Below are 25,640 nucleotides of genomic sequence, written 5' to 3'. Positions count from 1 at the left end.
CAAAAGTGATGTGGATTACAGTTTCTAGTTTCGACTCAGTTTAAATCCAGCAATATTCAGCGTAGGCAAGTTTGAGTTTGTGAGGGTTACGCAGTTTTTCAGTGATGTTGTGGATATACCCACCGTTCAATCATTGGGTGAAAAAACAGTAGTAAAATCTTAATGGTTCAATTAGTGTGCCTTCGAGGAATGATACTCTGTGATGTGACTAAGTTAATGTTCTAATAGGATGTTGCTGGTTCGCCGCAGAATATTTTTTTTGCGGAAACGGCTTAATTGTTTGTTTCAGTAAACGTCGATTAAAGGTATACGTTCGACGCAAGTGTTGGGTTTGCGGTTTGTTAGATTGACCCTTGTTTGAGGCATAAAAAGTGGTTTCTCGGAAAACTTTAGCGAGTGCAGTTGCTGTTATCAGTTTGCTTGCAAATGCACAGGGCGCAAGTGCTCTTTCTATGAAAGAGGCGCTGGCAGCGACCTATCAGAATAACCCGACCTTGAACGCATCGCGTGCACAGCTTCGTGCAACGGATGAAGGTGTTCCGCAGGCCTTGGCAGGTTGGCGTCCATCGATTATTGGAAGTGGTCAGTACGGTTACCAGTGGCAAGATGTTAATGGTAGCAATCAGAATCGTAGGGAATATACAGCATCCATTCAGGCTACTCAGCCTTTGTTCCGTGGTTTCAGAACAATCAATTCCACGCGTCAGGCCGAAGCTATTGTTCGGGCGCAACGTGAAGATTTGAGAACTGCCGAACAAACTGCGCTGTTTCAGGCCTCAACTGCTTATATGGATGTGATCCGTGATACGGCGTTGGTTTCTTTGCGCCGAAGTGATTTGAAGTTTCAGGAAGAACAGGTTCGGGCATCCAAAGACCGCTTTAATGTGGGTGAGGGCACTCGGACAGACGTTTCGCAGGCTGAATCAGGTCGTGCTCGTGCGCAGTCTTCCTTGAATACTGCGCTGGCGAACTTGAATACGAGCCGCGCAATTTTTCGTCAGGTGATCGGTATTGATCCGAGGAGCTTGAGTGCACGTACAAACATTTCCAGCCTTTTGCCAAAAACGGTTTCTACTGCGATTTCTATTGGTCAGGAAGAGCATCCTGCCATTCAGTCCTCTCAGTTCCTTGTTGATGCAGCGCAGTTTGCTGTGAAAACAAGTGAGGGTGTGTTGCTTCCATCTGCTGATCTGCAAGGTACGCTTTCTTACAGTGATAACAATCTACCGGGTGTTTCTGGAGCGCCAACCAGAACAGCATCCATTTTTGGCCGCGTGACTATTCCTATTTACCAAAATGGTAGCGAATATTCTGTTGTTCGTCAGGCTAAAGAAGACCTTGGGCGTACAGAGATCCTTGTTGATGTGTCCCGCGATAGCATTCGTGCGCAGGCAATTTCATCTTGGGGTCAGCTGAACGCGTCTATCGCTTCCATAACCGCTGCTGAGGCACAGGTTGCTGCAGCACGTTTGGCTTTGGAAGGTGTGATTGAAGAACAACGTGTTGGTCAACGTACCACGCTTGATGTTCTGGATACGCAGAGCGATTTGGTCGATGCGCGTGTGACGCTTGTGACCGCACAACGTGATCGTGTCGTCGCAGCATATGCCGTACTTTCTTCTGTTGGCCGTCTCGATTATGGCCATCTTGGTCTGGTTGGTGCGCGTTACGATCCAACTGAGCACTACCGGCAGGTTCGCGATAAATGGATCGGTCTTCGGACACCGGATGGTCGCTAAGAGCAGCGTTCAAAGCTAAAGAATTTGAAAGGGAGCTGTTGAAGCTCCCTTTTTTGCGCCTGACAGACCGGTGATAGCATTGTTTTCCTTGTGGGAAATGAAATTTGATATGGTCTACAACCTGTCGGGTGGGTCGGCTTATCTCTTATATTTGAGTAAGTGTTTATTAATGAACTGAGTCGGAATGCCGGCGAGTTAGATGTGACAATAAAGGGAGCACATACATGGGAGCTGTCTCACAGGGTAACGAGCCTTCCATGGAGGACATCCTGAGTTCAATTCGCAAGATTATTTCGGATGATGAAACAAGTGGTGCAGAGCAGATGGCAGATGCTGCAATGAGTGAAGAAGACGCTGGTCGCGAACTTTCGCAGGATGATCTTGATAAACTCTTTGATGACGCACCAGGCATGCCTGAGCCTGCGCCAAAGCCTGTTAAAATCGAAGAACCTGAAGACGTTGATGTTCTTGAGCTTACTCAGGAAGAGAAAGTGGATGAGAAATCCCCTTCACTCAAGATTGTTGAAGGTCTTGCAGATGAGGACAGAGAGGATAGCGGCGATATCGCGTTTCTGGAAGAAGATAGCTCTGATGCGTTTGGTATGGGTTTAGGTGCAGAAAGCACTTCTGCCTTTTCCGCGATGAGTTCCTCTTTGCAGGATGGTCTTTTAGGTTCGGCGCGTTCAGCTGGTGAGACGCAGGGTGAAACCTTGATATCCAGTGCAACAGATCAGGTTGTTTCAAGTGCCTTCAATGGACTTGCTAACACCGTGCTTTCGAAAAATGCACGGACTCTTGAAGATCTAGTGGCAGAAATGCTGCGGCCAATGTTGAAGGGCTGGCTGGATCAACACCTGCCAACCGTAGTCGAACGCCTCGTTCGACAGGAGATCGACCGGATCTCCCGCAAATAGTAGGGGCTGCGGGGCGCGTATGCCCCGACACTCCTGTCTCCTACTCAATAATTTTACTAGGTATGAACTTTGGTGAAAATTATCGGGTAACGTGAGCTGTTGGCGTTTGTTCGCTCAAAAGTGCTCAATGATCGCTTGAAAGGTTGACTCAAGCGAGTGCATCCGATTTACACCAAGCAAACTCCACAAGTGGAAGACTTTAGGTATGCTGGATAAAACATATGAGGCGGCCTCTGTTGAGCCGCGGATTTACGAGGCTTGGGAACAGGCTGAAGCCTTTAAGGCAGGCGCGGGTGCAGAAGATGGTGCCGCGACTTACTCAATCGTGATTCCGCCGCCAAACGTGACCGGCTCATTGCATATGGGCCATGCGCTGAATAACACGCTTCAGGATATCATGGTTCGTTATCAGCGCATGCGCGGTCGCGACGTTCTTTGGCAGCCCGGTATGGATCACGCAGGTATTGCGACCCAGATGGTTGTTGAACGTCAGCTGGCTGCTGATGGTGGTAATGTTACGCGCCGCGACATGGGCCGTGAAGCTTTTGTTGAGCGCATTTGGAAGTGGAAGGGTGAATCCGGCGGGATGATCTTTAACCAGCTCAAGCGCCTTGGTGCGTCCTGTGACTGGTCCCGCGAACGCTTCACCATGGATGAGGGGCTGTCCAAAGCCGTTCTGGAAGTCTTTGTTTCGCTTTACAAAGAGGATCTGATTTACAAAGACAAACGTCTTGTGAACTGGGATCCTAAGCTGCTGACTGCTATTTCTGATCTGGAAGTTGAACAGAAGGAAATGCAGGGCAACATGTGGCATTTCCGCTACCCGCTTGCCGATGGTACCACCTACCAGCATCCTGTTGCGTTTGATGAAGACGGTAAGGCGACCGAATTCGAGACACGCGATTACATTGTTATTGCAACGACACGCCCGGAAACCATGCTTGGTGATACGGCTGTTATTGTTCACCCTGACGATGAGCGCTTTAAAGCGTTGCAGGGCAAAGCCATTATCCTTCCGTTGGTTGGGCGCCGCGTTCCAATTATTGCCGATGATTATGTTGATCTTGAAACCGGTACGGGCGCTATGAAAGTGACGCCTGCGCACGATTTTAACGATTTTGACATTGGTAAGCGCCACAAACTCCCACAGATCTCCATCATGGACCGTGAGGCAAATATCGTTCTGCGTGAAGCAGAAGGGTTTCTTGATGGTCTGGAGATGACTGCCGAGCTGACGAAGACGCTGGATACCCTCGAAGGTGTTGAGCGCTTCAAAGCACGGAAGCTGATTGTTTCCATGCTGGACGAGCTTGGTCTGCTGGATGAGGTTGTTGAACACACAAACATGGTTCCGCATGGAGACCGCGGCGGTGTTCCAATCGAGCCTATGCTGACTGATCAGTGGTATGTTGACGCCAAGACCATGGCAAAGCCTGCTATTGCCTCTGTTCGTGAAGGGCGTACCAAATTCGTTCCTGCCAACTGGGATAAGACATACTACGAGTGGATGAATAACATTCAGCCGTGGTGTATTTCCCGTCAGTTGTGGTGGGGCCATCGTATTCCTGCATGGTACGGACTGGACGGCAAATTCTTCGTTGAAAAGAGCGAAGAAGAAGCGCTTGCAGCGGCATCCAAGTTCTATGGCAAACCAGTGAAGCTTATGGAGCAAAACGATGCTCTGGCCGCTCATGAAGCTGGAGCCAGTGACTTCGTTGCGATGTACCGCGATGAAGATGTGTTGGATACATGGTTCTCATCAGCTCTATGGCCGTTCTCAACGCTTGGTTGGCCGGATAAGACATCTGAGCTTGCACGCTACTACCCAACATCTGTTCTGGTAACTGGTTTTGATATCATCTTCTTCTGGGTTGCCCGGATGATGATGATGGGCAACCATTACATGAAGACCGAGCCATTCGACACGGTTTACATTCACGCCCTCGTCCGCGACGAGAAGGGCGCGAAGATGTCCAAGTCCAAGGGCAACGTGATTGATCCGCTGGCGCTGATTGAAGAGTACAGTGCTGATGCATTGCGCTTTACACTGGCAGCAATGGCTGCTCAGGGCCGGGATATCAAACTTTCAACCTCTCGCGTTGCAGGGTACCGTAACTTTGCAACCAAGCTTTGGAATGTTTGCCGCTTTGCGGAAATGAACGAGTGTCATGCTGTAGACGGCTTTGACCCTGCGCTTGTGAAGCAGACTGTGAACCGTTGGATTGTGACTGAGACAAGCCGCGCTATCCGCGAAGTTTCCGAGGCAATTGATACCTACCGCTTTAATGATGCGGCGAGTGGTGCTTATCGCTTCGTCTGGAATACGTTCTGTGACTGGTACGTTGAGCTGACCAAGCCGATCTTCTACGCCGATGATGAAGGTGCAAAAGAGGAAGTTCGTGCGACCACCGCTTGGGCGCGTGATGAAATTCTGAAGCTTTTACATCCGTTCATGCCGTTCATTACGGAAGAACTCTGGACCCGCACGGTTGAAGATGGTGAGAACAAGCGCGAGAAGCTGCTGGCGCTTTCCTCCTGGCCAACGCCAATCGGCGAGGACACTGATGCTGCTGCGGAAATCAACTGGTTGATTGATCTGATCATTCAGATCCGTTCAGTACGTTCAGAAATGAATGTTCCTGCTGGTGCGAAGGTTCCTGTTGTTCTGTGTGGTGCCTCTGAGCAAACCAAGGCCCGCCTTGGTCTTAATGAGGCTGCTATCATCAAGAACGCACGAGCTGAGAGCGTGGCAACAGCTGATGAGATCCCGCAGGGGTCTGCTCAGATTGTGGTTGGTGAAGCGACCGTTTGTTTGCCGCTTGCTGGTGTTATCGATCTGGATGCTGAGAAGGCTCGCCTTGGAAAATCTCTGGACAAGATCGTTGGTGAAGTGACCAAAATCTCCAAGAAGCTTGAGAATGAGCGTTTTCTGGCGAAAGCTCCAGAAGACATTGTTGCAGCTGAAAAAGAAAAAGTGGCTGAGCTGTCTGACCGCAAAGTGAAGGTTGAAGCCGCTCTGGAACGTTTGGCAGCTTTGGGCTAAAGTATTCTTTATGATCGCAAACTATATGAAACGCGGCTCTTCGGGGTCGCGTTTTTTATTTAGCTAAGGACCTAGCTGTTTTAGCTTCGCTTGGGTTTGGATTTTTTGCCATCGCCTTTTTTGGCGAGGGTTGAGCTGGCGTTCTCGGTATAATTGGTGACAAACGGGTGGGCGACTTTAACATTCTCTTCGTTGATGAGCTCAAGAACCTTGATCAGGATATCTTCCTGAATTTCTAGATACTCATCTCGCTGAGTGGCTTTGACACCGTTTTCTATAAGAATGGAAAAACCATTGTCGTCGATTTCCTCCAAAAGGACTTTGGAGGTATTTGGCAGTGTGAGTGGATATTCTGCCAATAATATTTTGATCTTTGAGATAACCCGCTGGAGTTGTTTTGCGGTGGTGTCGTGTTTCAGTGAAAATCGTTGAACAACGCGAAAATGATCTTTCAGGGTGAAGTTTTTGAAGTTCATTTTCACAAGGTCTGCATTTGGAATAGTGACCAGAGTTCTGTCTTTGGTTCTGATGCGGGTGGACCGCATACCGATCGTTACTACGTGGCCGCGGATGTTGTTGAACTCGCAAAAATCGCCGACGCGTAGGATACCATCTGCGTAAAGAATAAGCCCACCAATCAGGTTTTCAAATGTGGGCTGGGCCGCGAGAGCGACAGCAAGACCGCCAACACTGATACCGGCGATGATACCGTAAAGCGGAATGTTCAATCGGGTTGCGCCGTATGTGAGCAATATCATTGCACATAAAATGGCGAGAAATTGTGTCGCTGTGCGAATGATGCTTCTATCAATGGATGTGTCGGTGTGATTGCGAGCAAATGCAATTTCGCTAAACAACCGGATCGTTTTATAAATGACGACTGCTGATCCGATCCAGACCAAGGTCTCTATGGTTAGATCGTAAACCTGTAATACTTGTCCGCCGATGTTGATTTGTATATCGGCGAGGTAACGCAGAAATAAGAGGGCGGCAACGAGACTGCTTGAAATTAGGATGCTGGTAAATTGCCGCAGAACTGGATTGCTTGATCGGGTTGCGCGCCGCATACGATAGACGAATACAATCAAAACCATGAAGACAAAGGCCGTTACAACGAGCAGGGCGATCCATTGCCAGACTGCCTGACCATAATATAAATCCAGCATCCACGCGGGTTGTTCTTCTATGATTGAAAACCAAGTAGGCGGCAGGAGCTGTCCTGCGCTGGATGCATAAAAATGATAGAGGTCTTTGTTCAGGGGAGAGCGGGAAGGCAAGACCTTCACATCCTCATAGAACTGAGGAATGCGATCTACTGTCTCCTGTGAGAAGAGGTACTCCCCTTGATTGGAACCTTCCAATACTCTTGAGATGGTAATTTGGGTGAAGGGGATCGTCCAATTATCTTCCAAGCCGGGCTGATTAAAATCGTAGCTGCCTGCAGGTGCACCAGGGATATCGTCAAGGGGAGGCAGAGGAATTCGATCCAGTATCTCCTTGAGTTGCAGTGCCAGTTCCAGCGATGTTTGCTTACGCGTAGCGCTAGGCAGGCCTGTGAGATTGAAACAGCCTCTGGCCCGTTCAATGAGAATTTCAGCAAAATGGATTTTTTCTTGAATACGGTCATGGTTTTTCCCCATGCCCAACGTTTCCATAGAGAATGCACCCATCCCGGTGTTTTCGTCATAAGCATCCAAAATCAGGTGATTTGATTCTGTCATTATGTCCAGAAAGCTCTGCAGAGTGGCTCTGGGAGAGCTGGTATCTGCTGGCGCTAAAGGGAACAAGCTGATCAGGTCTTGTGCATCAAATGCCATGAGTGGCATTGCTGGCATGCGCAGGCTCTCAGGCATGTTACTTTCATCGTATGCGATGTCTGGTTTTTCAGTGGGAGGTTTCAAAATCTCCTTCTGTTGCTGCTTTATGTATTTTTTGTAGAGTGTCTGGGATTCAGCCTCTGGCGAGGCTGTGAGGAACATAAGAACGCAAAAAACCGCAAAAAATGAACGATAAACGCAGAGAAGAAACGGATGTTTGATCGGCCCAGTGATTGCATCCAGAGCGACATAAGAGCCATTTATGGATGATTGGAGCTGCGGCATTGGTTTGATTATCTTGGATGCTAACTCGTTCATCCTCCTATAAAAACAGCGACACTGAAGGATTTCGAGAAAGAAGGGGATGTGATTTGAGTAAAATTCACAGGGTATTTGTCGGATAAACCGTGACTTCTGAGCAACGCTTGTGGGTTAGCTGAGATTCCTCGGCGATTGCCGTCTGTTTGCCTCGTTCTGGCCTTTTCCCAGCGGCATTCCAATGCTAAGCCCATACCTGCTTGGGCTTATGAATCAATTGCTGCCGGAAGGTTTTATGGGTTTCACAATGCGTAAATATTTGGGGCGTGTCGCATTTTGCGCACTTGCTACACTCATAAGCGGAGCAGCTTTTTCGGTGCCTGCTCAGGCTCAGACGCCAGTCAAAAACCCTGTTGCTGTCTTCAAAGGGCTCGATAAAATTACAGGCCGGATCACCACGTTTGACGTGTACATTGATGAAACAGTGCAATTTGGCGCCTTGCAAGTGACACCGCGCGTTTGTAACTCCCGCCCCCTGACAGAAGCTGCACAAACCACTGCGTTTATTGAAGTAGATGAGTTGACGCTTGATAGCAAAGTGCGTCGCATCTTTAGTGGTTGGATGTTTGCATCTAACCCTGGCGTAAACGCGGTTGAGCACAGTGTTTATGATATCTGGTTGATTAACTGCAGGAAATCGACTTCAGTGCCGCAGCCTGAAGGATATGCTGGCCCTGCGGTTGATATTGTTGCGGAAACTGATGACCTTGCTGGCGATGATTTTGTGGCGTCCGGCGAAATTCCGCTTCCCCGGCCAAAAGTTCTAGCTAAACTGCAGTAAAACTGACTGTTTTGCGGCGTGAATCATCTTAATTACGCCTGAGCTGCTGGGCGCAGCTCCGCAATTATTTCCAGTATTCGTTTGCCGGACGTGTCTTGCGGGAGTGCGTTGAAATCTCCATGTACGGTGAGCGCATCGTCAAGCAAGGTGTTGTAATCCTGCTTAAGAACTTCAGTAGCTCCAAACTGCTCCAAGTGCTCGGTCACGAATTGAGCATCTAGCAACTTGTAATTTCCATAGAGAAGACGAGCGTAAAGATGGACAAGTGCCACTTTGGATGCGTCTCGCGCTCGTGAGAACATGCTTTCCCCGAAGAATGCTCCGCCCAAGGAAACACCATAAAGGCCGCCCACGAGCTCCTTAGCATCGTTATAAACTTCAATAGTATGGCAATACCCCATTTCAAAAAGCTCCGTGTAAAGCTTTCTGATTTCAGGGTTGATCCATGTTTCTTTGCGTATTGAAGTGGTGGTGGCGCAGAGGGAAATGATGGAGTTAAAATCACGCGATGCGCGGATTGTATAGAGATCTGAGCGAACCGTCCGTGAGAGTCGCTTAGGGATATGAAATGAGTCGAGCGGCAAGATACCTCGCCGCTCGGGATCTATCCAGAAAAGTTCAGGAGAGTGCGCAGTCTCAGCCATTGGAAAGATGCCACAAGCATATGCCTTGAGCAGAATTTGTGGTGTAATCTCTAAGTCCATGCTGGAACTGTCATTGCTCCTCTACTGATCTCCTCAGTTTTTCTCTGAGTTCTGTGCTGCGATGTGCGTTTCCAAGAATTTCTCCAACCAATGAATATCATAGGCGCCATTGGCGATATCCTGATTGTCGAGAAGTTCTGTGAACAGCGGAACCGTTGTGTTGATACCATCAACCACGAATTCGCTGAGAGCACGGCGCAGGCGCATCATACATTCCACACGCGTGCGGCCATGAACGATGAGCTTACCGATCAGACTGTCATAGTGTGGAGGAACTTTGTAGCCCTGATAAACGCCAGAATCCACACGCACGCCCAAACCACCCGGTGGGTGGTAGTATGTGATCGTGCCCGGAGACGGTGCGAAGGTCAGTGGGTGTTCCGCGTTGATGCGACACTCAATGGAGTGACCTGTGAAGCGTACATCTTCCTGACTCATTGAAAGGGTTGCGCCGGCAGCGATACGGATCTGTTCGATCACGAGGTCAATGCCAGTTACCATTTCAGTTACAGGATGTTCCACCTGCAAACGAGTGTTCATTTCGATGAAATAAAACTCGTTGTTTTCATAGAGAAATTCGATGGTGCCTGCGCCACGATACTTGAGCTTGCGCATGGCGTCAGCACAAATTTCGCCGATTTCATGACGCTGCTCTTCATTCAGAGCAGGGGATGGACACTCTTCGAAAACCTTCTGATGGCGACGCTGCAAGGAACAGTCGCGTTCACCAAGGTGAACCGCGTTGCCTTGACCGTCACCAAGGACCTGCACCTCAATGTGGCGAGGTTTGCTAAGGTACTTTTCCATGTACAGAGCGTCATCACCAAAGGCAGCTTTGGATTCTGAACGGGCTGTAGAGATGGCTACGTCGAGGTCAGCAGCTGTTAGAGCGACTTTCATACCGCGGCCCCCGCCGCCTGCTGCAGCCTTTACAAGAACCGGATACCCGACCTCGTTGGCAATAGCGTGGACGTCGTCTTCGGGGGTAATGCCGCCATCGGACCCTGGTACAACTGGAATGCCCAGTTCGATCGCCGTGATCTTGGCCTGAATCTTATCGCCCATCACACGGATGTGCTCAGAAGTTGGGCCGATGAAGGTAATGCCGTGCGCCTCAAGAATTTCCGCAAAGCGGGCATTCTCAGAGAGGAACCCGTACCCCGGGTGTACCGCATCGGCGCCAGTGATTTCACAGGCAGCCAGAATCTGCGGAATGTTGAGGTAACTGTCACGCGCAACAGGGGGACCGATACAAACACTTTCGTCAGCAAGACGCACATGCATTGCATCTTCGTCGGCAGTAGAGTGGACCGCTACAGTGCGAATGCCAAGCTCTTTACAGGCCCGAAGGATGCGGAGTGCGATCTCGCCGCGGTTTGCGATGAGGATCTTTGAGAACATAGGGATTTCGCCTGTCATTCGATGATGATGAGTGGTTCACCAAATTCAACCGGCTGACCATCGTCAACCAGAATGGCAGAAACTGTACCAGATTTTGGTGCAGGGATCTGGTTCATTGTTTTCATAGCTTCCACAATCAGGATCGTGTCACCCTTTTTGATGGACTTGCCAATTTCAATAAAGTTTGCAGCGCCAGGTTCAGCAGCAAGGTAAGCGGTACCAACCATCGGGGAGGTCACAGCACCTGGATGAGACGCAGGGTCAGCAGAGACCGCAATTTCTACAGGAGCAGCCGGTACAGGAGCGGCAACTGGAGCCGGTGCTGCTGCGCTGAATGTCATCTGACGAGCGACACGAACGCGGAGGTCTTTGTGTTCCACTTCGATTTCGGTCAGGTTTGTTTCGTCCAGCAAAGTTGCGAGCTGACGGATCAGTTCCTGATCAAACTTAGTTTCTTTCGTCATCGTTTTCATCGTCCAGTTCGAAATGCCCTGATTTCAATCAGGTGCTTTCGGTTTGGCCCCCAACGCGATTTTGCAGCAAGGTTGGCCGTCAATTATCTGCGAAAATCCTTTTGCTCAGAGCAAACTCAGGATCTTCTGACTGAATGAACTATGTAAGCAGTCAACTATGTCCTGCTCAGATAGCCATTAATTCTCTATTTGCGAGATGCGGACTTTCAAAAAGTATGCATCCGCTGTGCCTAAGCTGCGCATAAGGCAATATCGTGTTTATCCGCGCAAAAGGGCAACGTTCCCTCTGATTTACTCAAAAGTACGCAAATGAAATTGCGTATACGTACCCAATTCGAACTCAAATTCTCAGTGCAATGGGCGCTGTTCACTTGACGTAATGGTAAAGTAAAATCAGCCAGATAAACATCAACTGGTCTTCTTATATGATCAGAGCGGACTAAGGAAAAGGCCTTTGTCCGCTCTGATTTAAGTTCTTAAGGGTAAAGCAACCCAAAATGCGTTGAATTGCTGTATTGCAGCTATGTTATTCGCGCTCAGCTGCAATTTTTTCCTTTAATGTGTCGTATCCAACTGCACCTACAATCACTTCATCGCCCAGGATGTATGAAGGTGTGCCAGTGATGCCAAGCTGTTCAGCAATAGAGAAAACTTCCTGGAAAGTAACTGCCGCGCGATCTGACTTCATGGATTTTTCCAGATCAGCATCAGAGATGCCAAGATCTTTTGCTACTTTCAGGCTACTGGCCAGATTAGCGCGACCTGGTTGGCCGAGCATAGCAAGGTGGAAGTCCTCGTATTTCTCAGGAGCAACTTCTGCAACAGCGATGGCGACGCGTGCAGCTTCCTGAGATGGTTTGCCAAGAACAGGGAATTCTTTCAGAACCACACGGAGGTTTTTGTCTTCGTCAATCAAACGGATAAGGTCGGAAAGAGCGCGTTTGCAGTACCCACAGTTATAGTCAAACAGTTCAACCAGAGTGACGTCGCCATCCGGGTTGCCCAGAACGACTTGGTTTTCGCTGTTGTAGATTTCATCAGAGAGACCTGAAATTGAGGACTTACGTGCGGTTTCCTCATCTGCAACACGGCGTTTATCCAACTCCTGAAGAGCTTCCAAAACGATTTCCGGGTTCGCAACCAAATATTCCTTGATGATTGTTTCGACTTCAGCACGGTTCACCGTTTCTGCCTGCGCCGAAAATGTTGCTGGCAGCAGGGCCAGTGTCGCTGCGCATGTAATAGCAGCACGGCGAATAAACTTAATCATGACGTCTCCTGTGGCCCTGTTTGGGCTTTATTGGTATTTTGGCTCGATCTTTTCGCTTTAACGACGTGCTCCCTGGAACACTTTGACTGACAGTATATCATCAGCTTGTTGCCAAGCAGGCGAGCCAACCTTCAACTTTTTTTGAGCACGCTTCGCATAGCGTTGTGCATTGCGGGTATCTCCACGTGCCATATGACTTTGAGCGGTCGCCAAATCTGCTCCTGCAATATCTCCCAAGCGCGCATTTGCAATGGCGAGTTGCGAATATCCAGTCATGGAATATTTGTCTTTTCGCAGGGCGCTGCTAAGGATCTTTTTGGCTTCCTTTAGATGTTTTTTGTCGTTTGATGCAACCATGGCGAACCCAAGCCATATTTCAAACTGCGGGTTGCCGGGGTAGAGGGAAAGAGCTTTCCGGAAGGGAGCAATAGACGATTTTGGTTTGCCACCTTCAAGCAATGCCTGGCCCTTGATTTCATAAAAATACGGATAATTTGGAATCTTGGCGATCAATGCGTCAATTTTTTTGACAGCCTTTGCCGGTCTTTCGGAGCGCATGCTTGCAATTGCGCGGGCATACTGCGCTGGCAGGCTTTTGTCTTTTTCCGGGTAGGCGCGATAAACTGTGTTCTTATGACTGGTGAAGGCTAAAAGCTTTGCTTTGACCATGTCATGCTTCAGTTGCAGCTGTTTTGAATCGGCCTTGTCGAAGTACTTACCCTTTTGAGCCTTGGTCTGCAAAGCGTTAAAACGCGCGCGAGGCATTGGGTGGCTTAGGGCGTAGGGGTCGACATAACGAGCGGAGAAGAGGGCTTGATCGGCCATGCGCTCAAAGGTTGTCAGCATACCTTTGGCAGTCACACCAACGCGGTTAAGATAGCGCAGGGCAGCTTGGTCAGCCGCTGATTCTTCTGAGCGCCTATAGGACAGGAAGCTGCGTTGGCCCAGGGCCCCGCCACCCATGGCAGCAGCTGCGCCGCCACGTGCGATTGAGCTGTTGCCCGTTGAAGCGCCAGCTGCCATTGCGCCTGCGCCGATAATCATACCAATGACCGACATGATCTGTGCGTTGGCTGCAGCCTGGCGCATACGCACAAGGTGATTACCGGCAATGTGACCGGTTTCGTGCGCGATAACGCCGATGACTTCGCTCGGTGTTTTCGCTTGCATGATCACACCGAGGTTGATGAACATCCTCCGGCTGTCTGGAACAAACGCATTGAAGCTCTTGTCATTGACGAGGATAATTTCGACTTGGCCGGCTGGAAGACCGGCGGCCCGAAAAATTGGTTTAGCGTACTCACGCATCAAATCTTCGGCCTCTGCATCGCGAACGAGCGGGAGGCCTTTCTTTTGTTGAGCTTGAGCTGGCGTGATAGCCGCGCTAGGTACAATAAGTGAAAGTGCGGTCGCAGTTACAAGAAAGTGGCGCGCGATTGTTTTCGCTTGTGTTTTGATTGGAAGAAACACACGGTTCATAGCACAGTTTCTAATTTGCACGTCAAGTCCCCTTGATTGGCTTGGCAGGCGCAGAGCGGTTCGCACTTAAAGTACTACATAGACTTTCAAATAAGCCTTAACCACCCAACCTAGGCAGTTATTAGGCAAATTTGCTAGGATTGCCCAAAAAAGTAAAGCACAGACGCACAGAAGAAGAAATAATAGGGGGTATGATTGTCAATATTAACTGGATCAAAACGTAGTGAGGTCCTGCCTTTTCAAGCTATGGAAGTGTTGAATGCTGCAAATAAATTGGAGCAGTCGGGTGAGCACGTCTTACATATGGAAGTTGGACAACCTGGGGCTCCAATCCCTGACTCTGTATTGCGCGTCGCTCACGAACACTTATCTTCAGGGCGATTGGGTTACACAGAAGCTCAAGGCATTCCTAAGCTAAAGCAGAGTATTTCGCGGTACTATCAGCGAAATTTCGGACTAGAGGTTCCTGTTGAGCGAATCTTTGCAACTACAGGCTCGTCAGCTGGATTTAATCTGGCTTTTCTAGCGGGATTCGATCCTGGTGATCGGATTGCAATTACATCTCCCGGATATCCAGCTTATCGCAATATTATTGAGGTGTTGGGACTGGAGTGTGTGGAGATTGAGGTTGGACCTGAGACGCGCTGGTCATTGACGCCGGAGTTACTGGAAAAAGCGCATCGGGAGAAGCCGTTGAAGGGTGTGTTGGTGGCCAGCCCTGCCAACCCTACAGGGACAATGATGTCGCCGCAGGCATTGAAGGAGCTGGTTGTAGCGTGTGACGTACTGGATCTCTGGTTTATCTCAGACGAGATTTATCATGGGCTTGCCTATGATATGGAGGAGGAGACTGCGCTCCGATTTACAGACAAGGCAATTATCGTCAATAGCTTCTCCAAGTACTACTGCATGACGGGCTGGCGTATTGGCTGGATGGTTTTACCCGAGGTGCTGGTTCGGCCCGTTGAGCGGATTGCGCAAAGTCTTTACATCTCGCCGCCTGAGCTGGCGCAAGTGACTGCGGCAGCGGCTTTTGATGCCTCAGAGGATTACGAGCGGATAAAGGCGGGATATGCGGCCAATCGCGAGATCTTGTTGGAGCACCTTCCGCAACTTGGTTTTGATGTGCTGCCGGTTGATGGGGCGTTTTATGTGTACGCTGGTGTCACCAAGTTGACCAATGACTCGATGGAGTTTTGTCAACGGATGCTTGCCGAAATACACATTGCCGCGACACCGGGTGCGGATTTTGATCTGACGCGCGGGCATCAATTTATTCGATTTTCTTTTGCAGGGCAGGAAGATGTTGTCAAACTTGCTGTTGATCGCTTGAAACACTGGTTGAAGTAGTTCGTCATGAAACGAAAAAGGCCCGCTCATATGAGCGGGCCTTTTTATTGTTCTAAACAGCTTGTCTTAGAAGAAAGAACGACGCTGCCACCAACCGGTGCGGCGCGGAGATTCTTCTTCACCTTTGACCGCAACAGTTTCACCCTTCACCACTTTGTGTGATGTAACAACTGGCTTGGTTGATGTCTCTGGGTTGGCTGGAGCTTTTTGAGTAATGACTTCAGCATCATCCTGAACAGTTGCAGGCGCTTCTTTCTTTGGTTCTGGAGCGGCAGCTTTTACAGGTTCGGCAACAGGCTCTGGAGCCGATACTTTCACAGGTTCAGCGGTTGGCTTCGGTGCTTCGATCGGAGCAACCGGCTTGCTTTCTACAGCAGGTTTTGCTGGAGCTTCTTCCTGTTTTTTCTCAGGCTGAGTAGCTTTTACAGGTGCTTTTTCAACTTGAACCTCAGGAGCGGGAGCCGCAGTTTTTTCTGGTGCAGGCTCAACAACTGCTACAGGTGTTTCACTTGGAGTAACTGGAGCAGGTGCTTCTGCCTTCGTCACTTCAGCAGGAGTTTCCTCCGCAGCAGCAGCTTTTGGCGTTTCAGCTTCCTGATCGTCTGCATTGTCTTCAGATTCGTCTGAACCCTCTGCATTCTCTTCATCAGGATTTCTGCGACGCGAGCGACGACCACCGCGACGGCCACGACGGCGCTTGCGACGACGATCTTCTTCGTCTTCCAGCTCTTCTGCAGTTGGACCTTCAGCAACGGTTTCTTCAGAGGCAGCTTCTTCTGTAGCTGGCTGTTCTTCAGTCGCTTCTGGCTCGTCTTTCTGTTCAGTCTCATTGCGGTCGTTGCTGGTCCGGCGACGACGACGACGACGGCGACGGCGACGGTCATTCCCGTCCTCATCATCTTCGTCTTCTGATTTTTTGTCTTCTACAATCTCTACAATTTCGGCTTGGTTTTCAACGATCTCGTCTTCTACTTCTTCGATCTCGTCTTCTTCTTCCTCTTCAGCAGGGTAGATCGTATCAGGCTGGACTGTTGCAGATAGTGGCTGGGTGCGTTCGCTTGGTGTCGCAAGCTCGCCACGCTCAAGCGTAAAGTGCAGGTCGGTCACGGTGTCATCACCAAGGATGGTGATCTCTAGACCAAAGCGCCGTTCCAGATCCATCAGATGATGACGTTTCTGGTTCAAAATGTACATCGCCACTTCATTCGGCGTGTTCAAGCTCAAATTGTGTGAGGAGCCGCGCAGCAGCTGATCTTCCAATGAGCGGAGGATGTGTAGCGCAACTGATTCAACAGAACGAACGATCCCTGAACCGTGACAGTGTGGACATACAACGGATGAGCTTTCCAGAACGCCGGTACGAATACGCTGACGAGACATTTCCAGAAGACCGAAATGGGAGATGCGACCAACCTGAATGCGTGCGCGATCAGACTTGAGGCATTCCTTCAGACGGCGTTCAACTGCGCGGTTGTTGCGGTTCTCTTCCATATCGATGAAATCGATAACGACAAGACCAGCCAGATCACGAAGACGGAGTTGGCGAGCGATCTCTTCCGCAGCTTCAAGGTTTGTGGCCTGAGCGGTGTCTTCAATGTTCTGTTCGCGGGTTGCTTTACCGGAGTTAACATCAATCGCGACCAGAGCTTCGGTCTGGTTGATGACAATGTACCCGCCAGATTTTAGAGTTACTTGCGGTGAGAACATTGCATCCAATTGGGCTTCGACGCCAAAACGAGTAAAGATCGGTGTGGCTTCGCGGTACGGCTGTACATTCTTGGAATGGCTAGGCATCAGCATACGCATGAAGTCTTTTGCTTCACGGTAGCCTTCTTCGCCAGCAACCATCACCTGGTCGATGTCTTTGTTGTACAGATCGCGGATAGAGCGTTTGATCAGGCTGCCTTCCTCGTAAACGAGGGTAGGGGCTGCAGAATCAAGGGTAAGCTCTCTGACGTTTTCCCAAAGGCGCAGAAGGTATTCGAAATCACGCTTGATCTCGGCTTTGGTTCTGCTTGCGCCTGCGGTGCGCAGGATAACGCCCATGCCGTTCGGCACATCCAGGTCACCAGCAACTTGCTTCAGACGCTTACGGTCAGTCGGTTTTGTGATTTTACGGGAGATCCCGCCGCCACGATCTGTGTTTGGCATCAAAACAGAATAACGGCCCGCGAGAGACAGGTAGGTGGTCAGAGCAGCGCCTTTGTTTCCGCGCTCTTCTTTTACAACCTGAACCAGCAGAAGCTGACGGCGTTTAATGACTTCCTGAATTTTGTAGTTGTCACGCAGACGACGAGGGCGCTCAGGAAGTTCTTCCTGTGCGTCTTCATTTCCCACGCTTTCAAACTGGTCAGGTTCTTCTGTGTTTGCAACTGCTTCTGCTTTCACAGCAGGAGCCACAGTTTTAACAGCCGTAGTTTTTGCAGGAGTAGCTTCATCTGAAGCGTCTTCCTGAATATCTTCGACGCTGTCGTCCTGGAACGGAGCGTCCATATTGGCAAGTGCTTCAGCTTCGTGCTCAGCCTCAAGTGCGCTTGTTTCTGCCTCAATGAGCTCAGCAACAACGTCCTCAGAAGCTTCCGCAGCTTTTGCTGCAGCAGCTTTTTGAATCGCAGCTTCGCGTTTTGCTTCTTCTCGTTCTCTGCGGTCACGCTCACGTTGGTTTGAAGCGGCTTCAGCAGCAAGCTGAGCTTCAAGTGCTTCGCGATCTTCTTTCGGAAGCTGATAATAGTCTGGGTGGATTTCGCTGAATGCGAGGAACCCGTGTCGGTTGCCGCCGTATTCGACGAATGCCGCCTGAAGGGATGGTTCTACTCTTGTGACTTTCGCCAAGTAAATGTTTCCGCGCAGCTGTTTTCTGTTAGCTGCCTCAAAATCAAATTCCTCAACCCGATTCCCACGCACGACCGTAACCCGGGTTTCCTCCGGGTGGGTCGCATCTATCAGCATCTTGTTTGCCATCTAGTGATTTCCTTAGGACCAAACCCTGAAGACGGCGCGAGTGGCGCTGAGATGTAAACATCGTCAGGTTGGTCGACTTGTTGTGTATGTTGTTGGTAGAAAAAACGAGGCGGTGACGCGCATGAACACGATAAGAAGGGGCCGACAGACACGTCGGCGCACCGCTTCTTACTAAGTGTTCATTTGTATTTGCGCGTAGCTTTGACAAACCGTTCGCCTTTAATGATCTCTCTTGGCCGCCGTGAGGCGGTATGCTTTCAAACTGGAAACTCTTGCTCACAAGGCTTCCTTTGTAAACTTCAGTACCTGCGCCAGACTGTTTTATCTCTCCGGTATTTCGGGGATAAAATGTTTATCCAAAGCAACAGAAAATCTGTTCACAACCCGCCGTAAACACAAATGTTACGGCAAAACTCTGTCTTGGTTCTCGAACAGAATGCAATTCTAATTGGTTTATACCGCATCCACATCAACAAACCGGAAACGGTAGAGAAAGCACATATTCGTATTTGAAGCGTTCCGAGCAGTTCAAAAACTGTGAAAATCTCAGGAAAACAGCCTCAAAAAATATGGCTCGCCACTTAGAAGTACAATTCCAAATCGAAGTCCATATAAACCTTTTACGATCCAACGAGACACTTGGCAAGGCTGGGAAAATCCATCTGACGAAGTGTTCATACCAAAGCTGCAGTTGTTAATCAGTGCTTAATGATAGGTTTGGCGGGGTGACTTTCGTTTAATCGTCATTTAATCGTTCAACTTGATTTAAACTAAATTGACAAAATTTGTGCTGAGGAGTGAAGAATTGGGTCGTGTCAGTCTTGTTTTCCGGTTCTGGGTTCTCAGCGTTTGCTGGATTGCGTTTTCATTCTCCATGTTTGCGCTTGCATCGAATGCTGCTCGTGCGCAACAGGCCGTTTCTGTGGTGTCTGACGCACGGGTGGCCGGAGATCTGGCGAGGACGCGCTTCATTTTGGATATGAACGGTGAGGTGGGTTACAACCTGTCGTTTCTTTCTCATCCCTACAGGCTGGTCATCGACTTACCATCCGTTGCTTTTGAGTTCCCTGATGGATTTTTGCCGAAGGGGCGAGGTCTGGTTCGGTCTTGGCGTTATGGAGCGATCTCCAAAGGGCGATCCCGGGTGGTTCTGGATCTCAACTCCGCAGTGGCGCTGGACAAGACTTTCCTGTTGCCGGGCGTTCAAGACCAGCCCACCCGATTGGTGATTGACCTCATAGAATCGTCAGAGGGTGCATTCGATGCAGCTATTGGGAAAACCGTAACGCATTCTGTTCCTGTTGGAGCTACGGCTTCTGTGTCATCCAAGACGGATGTGAAGCCGGAAGTTAAAGCGGCCAAGAGCAACTTGCCTGTGATTGTGATTGACCCAGGACATGGTGGTGTCGATTCTGGTGCTGTTGGCAGCAATGGCACTTTGGAGAAGGCCATCGTCCTCAATTTTGGGCAGTTTTTAAAACGGAAACTGGAAAAACTTGGTTACTATCAGGTCTATCTTACCCGAGAAGAAGATCGTTTTATCTCTTTGGGAAATAGGACCACACTCGCCCGGGAGAATGGAGCTGATCTGTTCATTTCCATTCATGCCGATTCGATTACAGCGGGTGCTGAAACCACTCGAGGCGCCTCAATTTACACACTTTCTGAGCGTGCCTCGGATCGTATGGCTGCTGCTCTGGCGAAGCGCGAGAACTACTCTGATGTGATTGGTGGTGTCGATTTTTCTGATGAACCAGAGGAAGTTACGGATATTTTGGTAGAACTAACCCGCCGCGAAACAAAGAACTTTTCGATACATTTTGCGCGGCTGGTTGTTGAAGAACTTAAAAGCGCCACAACAGTCATCAAAAATCCCCTTCGCTCAGCGGGATTTCAAGTGCTTAAAAGTCACGATGTTCCTTCGGTGTTGATCGAGCTTGGATTTCTTTCCAATAATCTGGATGAGAAAATGTTAGGCTCTGATGAATGGCGGGAGCGTGTGTCGGATGCGATTGTTCAATCGACGAACAGTTTCTTTCGGGCGAAAATTGCACGGCAATAACCGTTTGGTGGAATCGTTTTTGAATGCTTTGCGGAAAGTACGTATGTGTCACAGCTGGCGCTTGATAAGGACTAATCCTTGCCTCAGCTTTGCCATAATGAAAAGCGATTGGGTGCCAAACAGTAACAGGTGAAGTTTAGATTGGGAGTTGCTGTACTTCTTAAGGGCAAGACCACTTGACCTAAAAAGGGAAATACAGCAGGAACTGCGTTTGATATCAGTTTTAGTTTGCTGATATTGCAACCTGATCATTCTTAGCGGGAAAGTAGACGAGCCCGAATATGAGATTATTTTTGAAGTTCATTGGATATCTCTTTGGGATTTCAGTTGGTTTGGGGCTGATTGCAGCCGCAGGTCTGTGGATTTATCTCAATGATATAACCAAGGATTTGCCAGATTATACTGCGCTGAAAAATTACGAGCCGCCTGTCATGACTCGTGTGCACGCTGCTGACGGAAATCTCATGTATGAGTTTGCGCGCGAGCGTCGTTTGTTTATCCCTATTCAAGCAATTCCGGATCGCCTGAAGCAAGCCTTCATTTCGGCCGAAGATAAAAACTTCTACGACCACATGGGCATTGATCCCTGGGGTATTGGGCGTGCGCTTGTTACGAACCTGCGCAACAGTGGAACCGGACGCCGACTTGTTGGTGCGTCTACCATTACACAGCAGGTGGCAAAAAACTTCCTTTTGACGGGTGAGCAGAAATACGAGCGTAAGATCAAGGAGGCTCTCCTTTCTCTTCGTATCGAACAGGCATTTACCAAGGATGAAATTCTTGAGCTTTATCTTAACGAGATTTATCTGGGTGTTGGTGCTTATGGTGTTGGCGCAGCCTCTTTGATCCTCTTTGATAAATCAGTTCATGAGTTGGCACTTGAGGAAATCGCTTATCTTGCTGCCGTACCTAAAGGCCCGTCTAACTATCATCCTTATCGTTACCGGGATCGGGCGATTGAACGCCGTAACTGGGTTATCGACCGTATGGTTGAGAATGGTTACGCATCCGTTCAAGAAGGCATTGAAGCGAAAGCCAAACCACTTAACGTTAAGCTTCGCCCTACTGGAAACCTTGTTAAAGGCGCCGAGTATTTCTCTGAGGCGGTACGCCGCAAGCTTGCAGCTCAGTACGGTGAAGAGAAGCTTTATGAAGACGGGTTTTCCGTTCGAACGTCCCTTGACCCTGCCATGCAAAAGAAAGCTCGTAAGGCGTTGATGGACGGGTTGATTAATTTTGATCGCAAACGCGGCAAATGGCGGGGCCCGATTGGCAAGGTTGAGATTACATCTAGCGACTGGGGGCCAGCCCTCTACAAGGTGAAAACCCTGAATGATGTGCCTGAGTGGAAGAGCGCGGTTGTGCTTTCTGTCAGCAATCAAAAAGCTGTTGTTGGCCTTCGTCCAGAACGTCTTGCAAACCGCAAACTTTCAACTGAACGCGTACGTGCTGACCTAAGCCTGAGCGACATGAAATGGGCGCGGGTCAATGGACGTTCGCCGCGTAATGTTCAGGAAATATTGAATTCTGGTGATGTTGTTTATGTACAGCGACTGAAAAGCGGTAAATATGAGCTTCGGCAGGTACCGGAAGTGTCTGGTGCGCTTGTTGCTATGGATCCCAATACTGGTCGCGTTCTCGCGTTGATCGGCGGGTTCAGTTACGCCGAGAGCCAGTTTAACCGGGCAACGCAAGCATGGCGTCAGCCAGGATCTGTGTTTAAACCATTTGTATATGCGGCGGCTTTGGATAACGGTTATACACCTTCCTCGGTTGTTCTTGATGCGCCATTTGAGCTTGAGCAAGCTGGCGGGCAAGGTGTATGGAGACCGCAAAACTATGGCGGCAAATACTACGGCCCATCAACCCTTCGCACAGGTATTGAGCTGTCTCGTAACGTGATGACGGTTCGCCTTGCGGATGATATGGGTATGGACCTTGTTGCTGAATATGCGCGTAGCTTTGGTATCGATGATAATATGATGCCGGTTCTTTCCATGGCTCTTGGTGCCGGGGAAACGACTGTTATGCGGATGACAACGGCTTATTCCATGATGGCTAATGGCGGGCGCCGAGTGACACCAACATTGATTGACCGCATTCAAAACCGCTATGGCGAAACTATTTATCAGAACGACCAGCTTGTTTGTAACACCTGTAGTGAAAATCAGTGGGGCTCTCAGCCAGAACCGGTTTTGATTGATACACGTGAGCAGGTTCTGGACCCTATGACTGCTTACCAAATCACCTCTATGATGGAGGGAGTGGTGCAACGTGGTACGGCAACCAGTGTAAAAGCGGTTGGACGTCCTGTTGCAGGTAAAACCGGCACAACAAATGATGAGCGTGATGCATGGTTTGTTGGCTTTACTCCTGAACTTACGGTTGGTGTGTTCGTGGGTTATGATACGCCACGCAAAATGGGTCGCGGTGCAACGGGCGGTCAGGTCGCTGCGCCGATCTTTACAGCGTTCATGAAGGATGCTTTGAAAGATGATCCTCCATTGGAGTTTCGCGTTCCCAATGGTTTGAATCTGCTCTCTATCAACCGCCGTACTGGGTTGCGGGCCAGTGCAGGAGCTCCAGGCACAATCCTGGAGGCGTTCAAACCTGGGACATCTCCGCCAGACAGTTACTCGATCATTGGCTTCCAGGATGAGATTGGTGTTCGTCAGGACATCTCCCCGGAAGCCGGGCGAGCGGTTATGTCTGGTACGGGTGGCCTTTATTAAACAATTGAATGGGCTGGTTATGTTTCTCACATAACCAGCCCACAGTTTCTGTAGCTTCACAGATTGCGGAAACTCAAAGGTGCGATTATGTTCGCATCCCAGCACTGCAGTATTGACTGCAAACTTATTTTCAAAAAAGTGAGGTACCCGATGCGCGCCGAAATGGAGGCCATCGTCGACGAAATCAAGCAGGCTATAAGCCTGCTGAGGAGGCATCTTTGACTGGGACACTGCACTTGTCCGTTTAGATGAACTCAACGCTCTTTCCGAGGACCCTAACCTTTGGAATGATCCGTCGAATGCGCAGAAGCTAATGCGTGAACGTCAGCAACTGGATGACAGTATTTCTGGTGTTCGAAAACTTGAGCAGGATTCCGTCGACAATCAAGAATTGATTGAAATGGGCGAGATGGAGGATGATCGCTCTGTCGTTGAGGAAGCTGAGAACGCTCTAAGAGTCATGCTTAAGCAGGTCAATAAACTGCAGCTTCAATCGCTTCTTTCTGGCGAGGCCGATGGCAACGACACTTATATCGAGATCAACTCCGGTGCAGGTGGTACAGAAAGTCAGGACTGGGCCAGCATGTTGCTGCGCATGTATCGCCGTTGGGGCGAACAGCATGGCTACAAAGTTGAGCTGATGGAATACAATGATGGTGAAGAAGCTGGCATCAAGTCTGCTACTTTGCTGATCAAGGGTGAAAACGCTTATGGTTGGATGAAAACGGAAGCCGGTGTTCACCGTCTCGTTCGTATCTCGCCATATGATTCCAATGCCCGCCGACACACCTCGTTTGCATCTATTTGGGTGTATCCCGCTATTGATGACAGTATCAATATTGAGATTAACGAGAGTGATTGCCGTATTGATACTTACCGCGCATCAGGCGCTGGTGGTCAGCACGTGAATACCACTGACTCCGCTGTTCGTATCACCCATAAGCCGACAGGTATTGTGGTTCAGTGTCAGAATGAACGTTCTCAGCATAAAAACCGTGCAACTGCCTGGGATATGCTTCGGGCGCGCATGTATGAAGCTGAATTGCAGCGCCGCGAAGAGCTGGCCAGCAAGGATGCTGCGTCCAAATCCGATATCGGTTGGGGACACCAGATCCGCTCCTACGTTCTGCAGCCTTACCAGTTGGTGAAAGACTTGCGGACTGGCATTGAAAGTACTGCACCTCAGGACGTTCTGGATGGAGATCTGGATAAGTTCATGGAAGCAACGCTTGCACACCGTGCCTTTGGGAATGCACCTGCTTCGATGGAGGATCTGGATTAATTCAGGTTCACTTTCCTAAAAGAATTAAAGCCCTGAAATTTGATTTCAGGGCTTTTTCATATGCAATGCGGTTTCATGGCAGTTTCAGAGCAAGTGTCGTGTTCTGCTTGGGTTGGAATATTGCAGCTAACCGGTCACCTGTTCGAATGTAGCGCATTGGATTCACAGGCTTCCCATTCAAACGAACTTCATAATGCAGGTGAGGGCCTGTTGATCTTCCTGTGTTCCCGACCGTGCCGACCATGTTACCAGAACGTATTCTCTGACCTTCGCTCACGAGCAGCTTTTGCATGTGGGCGTAGCGTGTCACCAGCCCATTTTCATGTAGGATCTCCACGGACAGGCCATAACCGCCATTGTATTTAGCAAGTAAGACAATGCCGGAGCCGGTTGCGCGTACCGGAGCTCCTCTGGGTGCCCTGAAATCAAGGCCTGTATGCATGGCGGGTTTGTCGAGGAATGGGTCTGTTCTCGGGCCAAATGAGCTTGAGGGCAAGAAGCTGTCCAGCGGGCGTGCAAACGGCAGGGCATTTACGATGGCACCGAGTTCTATTCGCTGTTCGATAATGCGGCGGGCCAGCATCATACTGCTGTCTAAATCAGAGATGGGAAGTTCTTGATAAGCGCCACCTGCAAAGTTTCGTTGAAAATTAAGTGCTGATTGTGCCACGCCGATTTTGTTCAAAAGTGTATTTGCTCTTTTGATGTCTTGCAGCGCGGCTTGGGTATAGGCAGTCAGTAAACGCTGGCCTTGCTGCTGTCTGGTTGACAGCGTGGATGTTGTTGTCAATGCGTAGTCTTGTTTGGTCCGTTGTTGGCCGGACAAAGTTCCGAGTATATTGATTGTGTTCGACTGGCCTTGCTGAGGCGCATAAGAGAGTGCTGCAACCAATTGTTCGAGAGCAGGGTTTTCTGAAGGTTTTCGCTTTGGTGAGGGTGGAATTACAGAGAGAATGAGGTTGGATCTTTGAGCGAGTGCGACAAGAGCCTCGACCTCTTGAAACTGCCGCGTCAACTTCTGCTTTTGGAGCGACGCACTTTCGTAGCCGGTCGCGTCCAGATCCTGACGGCCACGCAGTTCGCCAAGCTGAAATTTAAGATCCCGAATTTCGCTCTCGTAGTTTTCACGGAGAGCAATTTCTCTGGATATCTTTGAGTTTTGACGAAGCTCATGGAGTGATTGCTGAAAGTTACTTGCCAATAATGCGGATATAACTGCCGTGGCTGCTATTCCAGAGATCCAATAGACCAGCGAGGGCATGGCGCGCAGTTCGGACTTGGCGCGCGTGAACCACATAGGTTCGCTTAACTCCA

The 25,640-nt window shown here is 49.6% G+C and carries 16 protein-coding genes; 8 read left to right on the top strand and 8 right to left on the bottom strand.

Annotation, left to right across the window (positions count from 1 at the left end):
- The first annotated feature begins 371 nt into the window (after window positions 1–371).
- The 3 genes from BLS62_RS13380 to BLS62_RS13370 all read left to right on the top strand — a co-directional run bounded on the left by BLS62_RS13380 (window position 372) and on the right by BLS62_RS13370 (window position 5,696).
- On the top strand, window positions 372–1,739 hold the full coding sequence (locus tag BLS62_RS13380) for a TolC family outer membrane protein (protein WP_093181543.1): 1,368 nt from the start codon (window positions 372–374) through the stop codon (window positions 1,737–1,739).
- A gap of 224 nt (window positions 1,740–1,963) precedes the next feature.
- Complete coding sequence (locus BLS62_RS13375; RefSeq protein WP_093181540.1) at window positions 1,964–2,653, top strand: PopZ family protein; 690 nt, start codon at window positions 1,964–1,966, stop codon at window positions 2,651–2,653.
- A gap of 205 nt (window positions 2,654–2,858) precedes the next feature.
- Entirely contained in the window at window positions 2,859–5,696 is a 2,838-nt protein-coding gene (locus BLS62_RS13370) for a valine--tRNA ligase (protein WP_093181537.1), read from the top strand.
- A gap of 80 nt (window positions 5,697–5,776) precedes the next feature.
- Here the strand turns inward: BLS62_RS13370 and BLS62_RS13365 are convergent, their stop codons facing one another.
- Window positions 5,777–7,831 (bottom strand): mechanosensitive ion channel family protein, encoded by a 2,055-nt coding sequence (locus BLS62_RS13365; protein ID WP_208990848.1) that lies wholly within the window; start codon window positions 7,829–7,831, stop codon window positions 5,777–5,779.
- Between the two features lie 235 nt (window positions 7,832–8,066).
- On the opposite strand from BLS62_RS13365, the gene BLS62_RS13360 reads away from it, so the two are divergent.
- Complete coding sequence (locus tag BLS62_RS13360) at window positions 8,067–8,612, top strand: DUF2155 domain-containing protein (protein WP_093188891.1); 546 nt, start codon at window positions 8,067–8,069, stop codon at window positions 8,610–8,612.
- Window positions 8,613–8,644: 32 nt separating this feature from the next.
- Here BLS62_RS13360 and aat read toward each other — a convergent pair whose 3' ends face one another.
- The 5 genes from aat to BLS62_RS13335 form a co-directional block, all read right to left on the bottom strand.
- Window positions 8,645–9,316: a leucyl/phenylalanyl-tRNA--protein transferase gene (gene aat / locus BLS62_RS13355; RefSeq protein WP_093181535.1), complete on the bottom strand. Its 672-nt coding sequence runs from the start codon at window positions 9,314–9,316 to the stop codon at window positions 8,645–8,647.
- Between the two features lie 33 nt (window positions 9,317–9,349).
- Complete coding sequence (gene accC, locus BLS62_RS13350; protein WP_093181533.1) at window positions 9,350–10,717, bottom strand: acetyl-CoA carboxylase biotin carboxylase subunit; 1,368 nt, start codon at window positions 10,715–10,717, stop codon at window positions 9,350–9,352.
- Between the two features lie 14 nt (window positions 10,718–10,731).
- Complete coding sequence (gene accB, locus BLS62_RS13345; RefSeq protein WP_093181531.1) at window positions 10,732–11,190, bottom strand: acetyl-CoA carboxylase biotin carboxyl carrier protein; 459 nt, start codon at window positions 11,188–11,190, stop codon at window positions 10,732–10,734.
- A 526-nt stretch (window positions 11,191–11,716) separates the two neighbouring features.
- Entirely contained in the window at window positions 11,717–12,460 is a 744-nt protein-coding gene (locus BLS62_RS13340; RefSeq protein WP_093181529.1) for a DsbA family protein, read from the bottom strand.
- A gap of 57 nt (window positions 12,461–12,517) precedes the next feature.
- Complete coding sequence (locus BLS62_RS13335) at window positions 12,518–13,960, bottom strand: M48 family metalloprotease (protein ID WP_093181527.1); 1,443 nt, start codon at window positions 13,958–13,960, stop codon at window positions 12,518–12,520.
- A gap of 180 nt (window positions 13,961–14,140) precedes the next feature.
- On the opposite strand from BLS62_RS13335, the gene BLS62_RS13330 reads away from it, so the two are divergent.
- The gene (locus BLS62_RS13330) at window positions 14,141–15,289 is read left to right on the top strand and encodes a pyridoxal phosphate-dependent aminotransferase (protein ID WP_208991164.1); all 1,149 of its coding nucleotides are present in this window, start codon (window positions 14,141–14,143) and stop codon (window positions 15,287–15,289) included.
- 66 nt (window positions 15,290–15,355) lie between these two features.
- Here the strand turns inward: BLS62_RS13330 and BLS62_RS13325 are convergent, their stop codons facing one another.
- Window positions 15,356–18,250: an Rne/Rng family ribonuclease gene (locus tag BLS62_RS13325; RefSeq protein WP_093181522.1), complete on the bottom strand. Its 2,895-nt coding sequence runs from the start codon at window positions 18,248–18,250 to the stop codon at window positions 15,356–15,358.
- A gap of 805 nt (window positions 18,251–19,055) precedes the next feature.
- Between BLS62_RS13325 and BLS62_RS13320 the strand changes: the two genes are divergently transcribed.
- The 3 genes from BLS62_RS13320 (at window position 19,056) to prfB (ending at window position 24,326) form a co-directional block, all read left to right on the top strand.
- Complete coding sequence (locus BLS62_RS13320) at window positions 19,056–20,312, top strand: N-acetylmuramoyl-L-alanine amidase (protein WP_208990847.1); 1,257 nt, start codon at window positions 19,056–19,058, stop codon at window positions 20,310–20,312.
- 281 nt (window positions 20,313–20,593) lie between these two features.
- Window positions 20,594–23,044: a penicillin-binding protein 1A gene (locus BLS62_RS13315; RefSeq protein ID WP_093181517.1), complete on the top strand. Its 2,451-nt coding sequence runs from the start codon at window positions 20,594–20,596 to the stop codon at window positions 23,042–23,044.
- 150 nt (window positions 23,045–23,194) lie between these two features.
- Window positions 23,195–24,326, top strand: a protein-coding gene (gene prfB, locus BLS62_RS13310; protein WP_102063728.1) for a peptide chain release factor 2 whose coding sequence is annotated in 2 segments (ribosomal slippage) — window positions 23,195–23,263 and window positions 23,265–24,326 — 1,131 coding nt in all. Because the reading frame shifts where the segments join, the coding sequence is not laid out codon by codon here.
- A gap of 73 nt (window positions 24,327–24,399) precedes the next feature.
- On the opposite strand, the gene BLS62_RS13305 is transcribed toward prfB, so the two are convergent.
- A complete protein-coding gene (locus BLS62_RS13305) occupies window positions 24,400–25,623 on the bottom strand; it encodes a M23 family metallopeptidase (RefSeq protein WP_093181513.1) in 1,224 nt (407 codons plus the stop codon).
- Window positions 25,624–25,640 lie beyond the last annotated feature (17 nt).

The sequence above is a fragment of the Pseudovibrio sp. Tun.PSC04-5.I4 genome (assembly GCF_900104145.1).
Lineage (GTDB): Bacteria > Pseudomonadota > Alphaproteobacteria > Rhizobiales > Stappiaceae > Pseudovibrio.
The sequence above is the reverse complement of the archived record's forward strand: the minus strand, read 5'-3'. Positions and strand labels throughout refer to the sequence as shown.

Excerpts from the sequence above, each read along its gene's own strand:
- BLS62_RS13375 (WP_093181540.1), top strand. The coding sequence starts at position 1,964 with ATGGGAGCTGTCTCACAGGGTAACGAGCCTTCCATGGAGGACATCCTG.
- BLS62_RS13370 (WP_093181537.1), top strand. The coding sequence starts at position 2,859 with ATGCTGGATAAAACATATGAGGCGGCCTCTGTTGAGCCGCGGATTTAC.
- BLS62_RS13365 (WP_208990848.1), bottom strand. The coding sequence starts at position 7,831 with ATGAACGAGTTAGCATCCAAGATAATCAAACCAATGCCGCAGCTCCAA.
- BLS62_RS13360 (WP_093188891.1), top strand. The coding sequence starts at position 8,067 with ATGGGTTTCACAATGCGTAAATATTTGGGGCGTGTCGCATTTTGCGCA.
- aat (WP_093181535.1), bottom strand. The coding sequence starts at position 9,316 with ATGGACTTAGAGATTACACCACAAATTCTGCTCAAGGCATATGCTTGT.
- accC (WP_093181533.1), bottom strand. The coding sequence starts at position 10,717 with ATGTTCTCAAAGATCCTCATCGCAAACCGCGGCGAGATCGCACTCCGC.
- accB (WP_093181531.1), bottom strand. The coding sequence starts at position 11,190 with ATGAAAACGATGACGAAAGAAACTAAGTTTGATCAGGAACTGATCCGT.
- BLS62_RS13340 (WP_093181529.1), bottom strand. The coding sequence starts at position 12,460 with ATGATTAAGTTTATTCGCCGTGCTGCTATTACATGCGCAGCGACACTG.
- BLS62_RS13325 (WP_093181522.1), bottom strand. The coding sequence starts at position 18,250 with ATGGCAAACAAGATGCTGATAGATGCGACCCACCCGGAGGAAACCCGG.
- BLS62_RS13315 (WP_093181517.1), top strand. The coding sequence starts at position 20,594 with ATGAGATTATTTTTGAAGTTCATTGGATATCTCTTTGGGATTTCAGTT.
- BLS62_RS13305 (WP_093181513.1), bottom strand. The coding sequence starts at position 25,623 with ATGTGGTTCACGCGCGCCAAGTCCGAACTGCGCGCCATGCCCTCGCTG.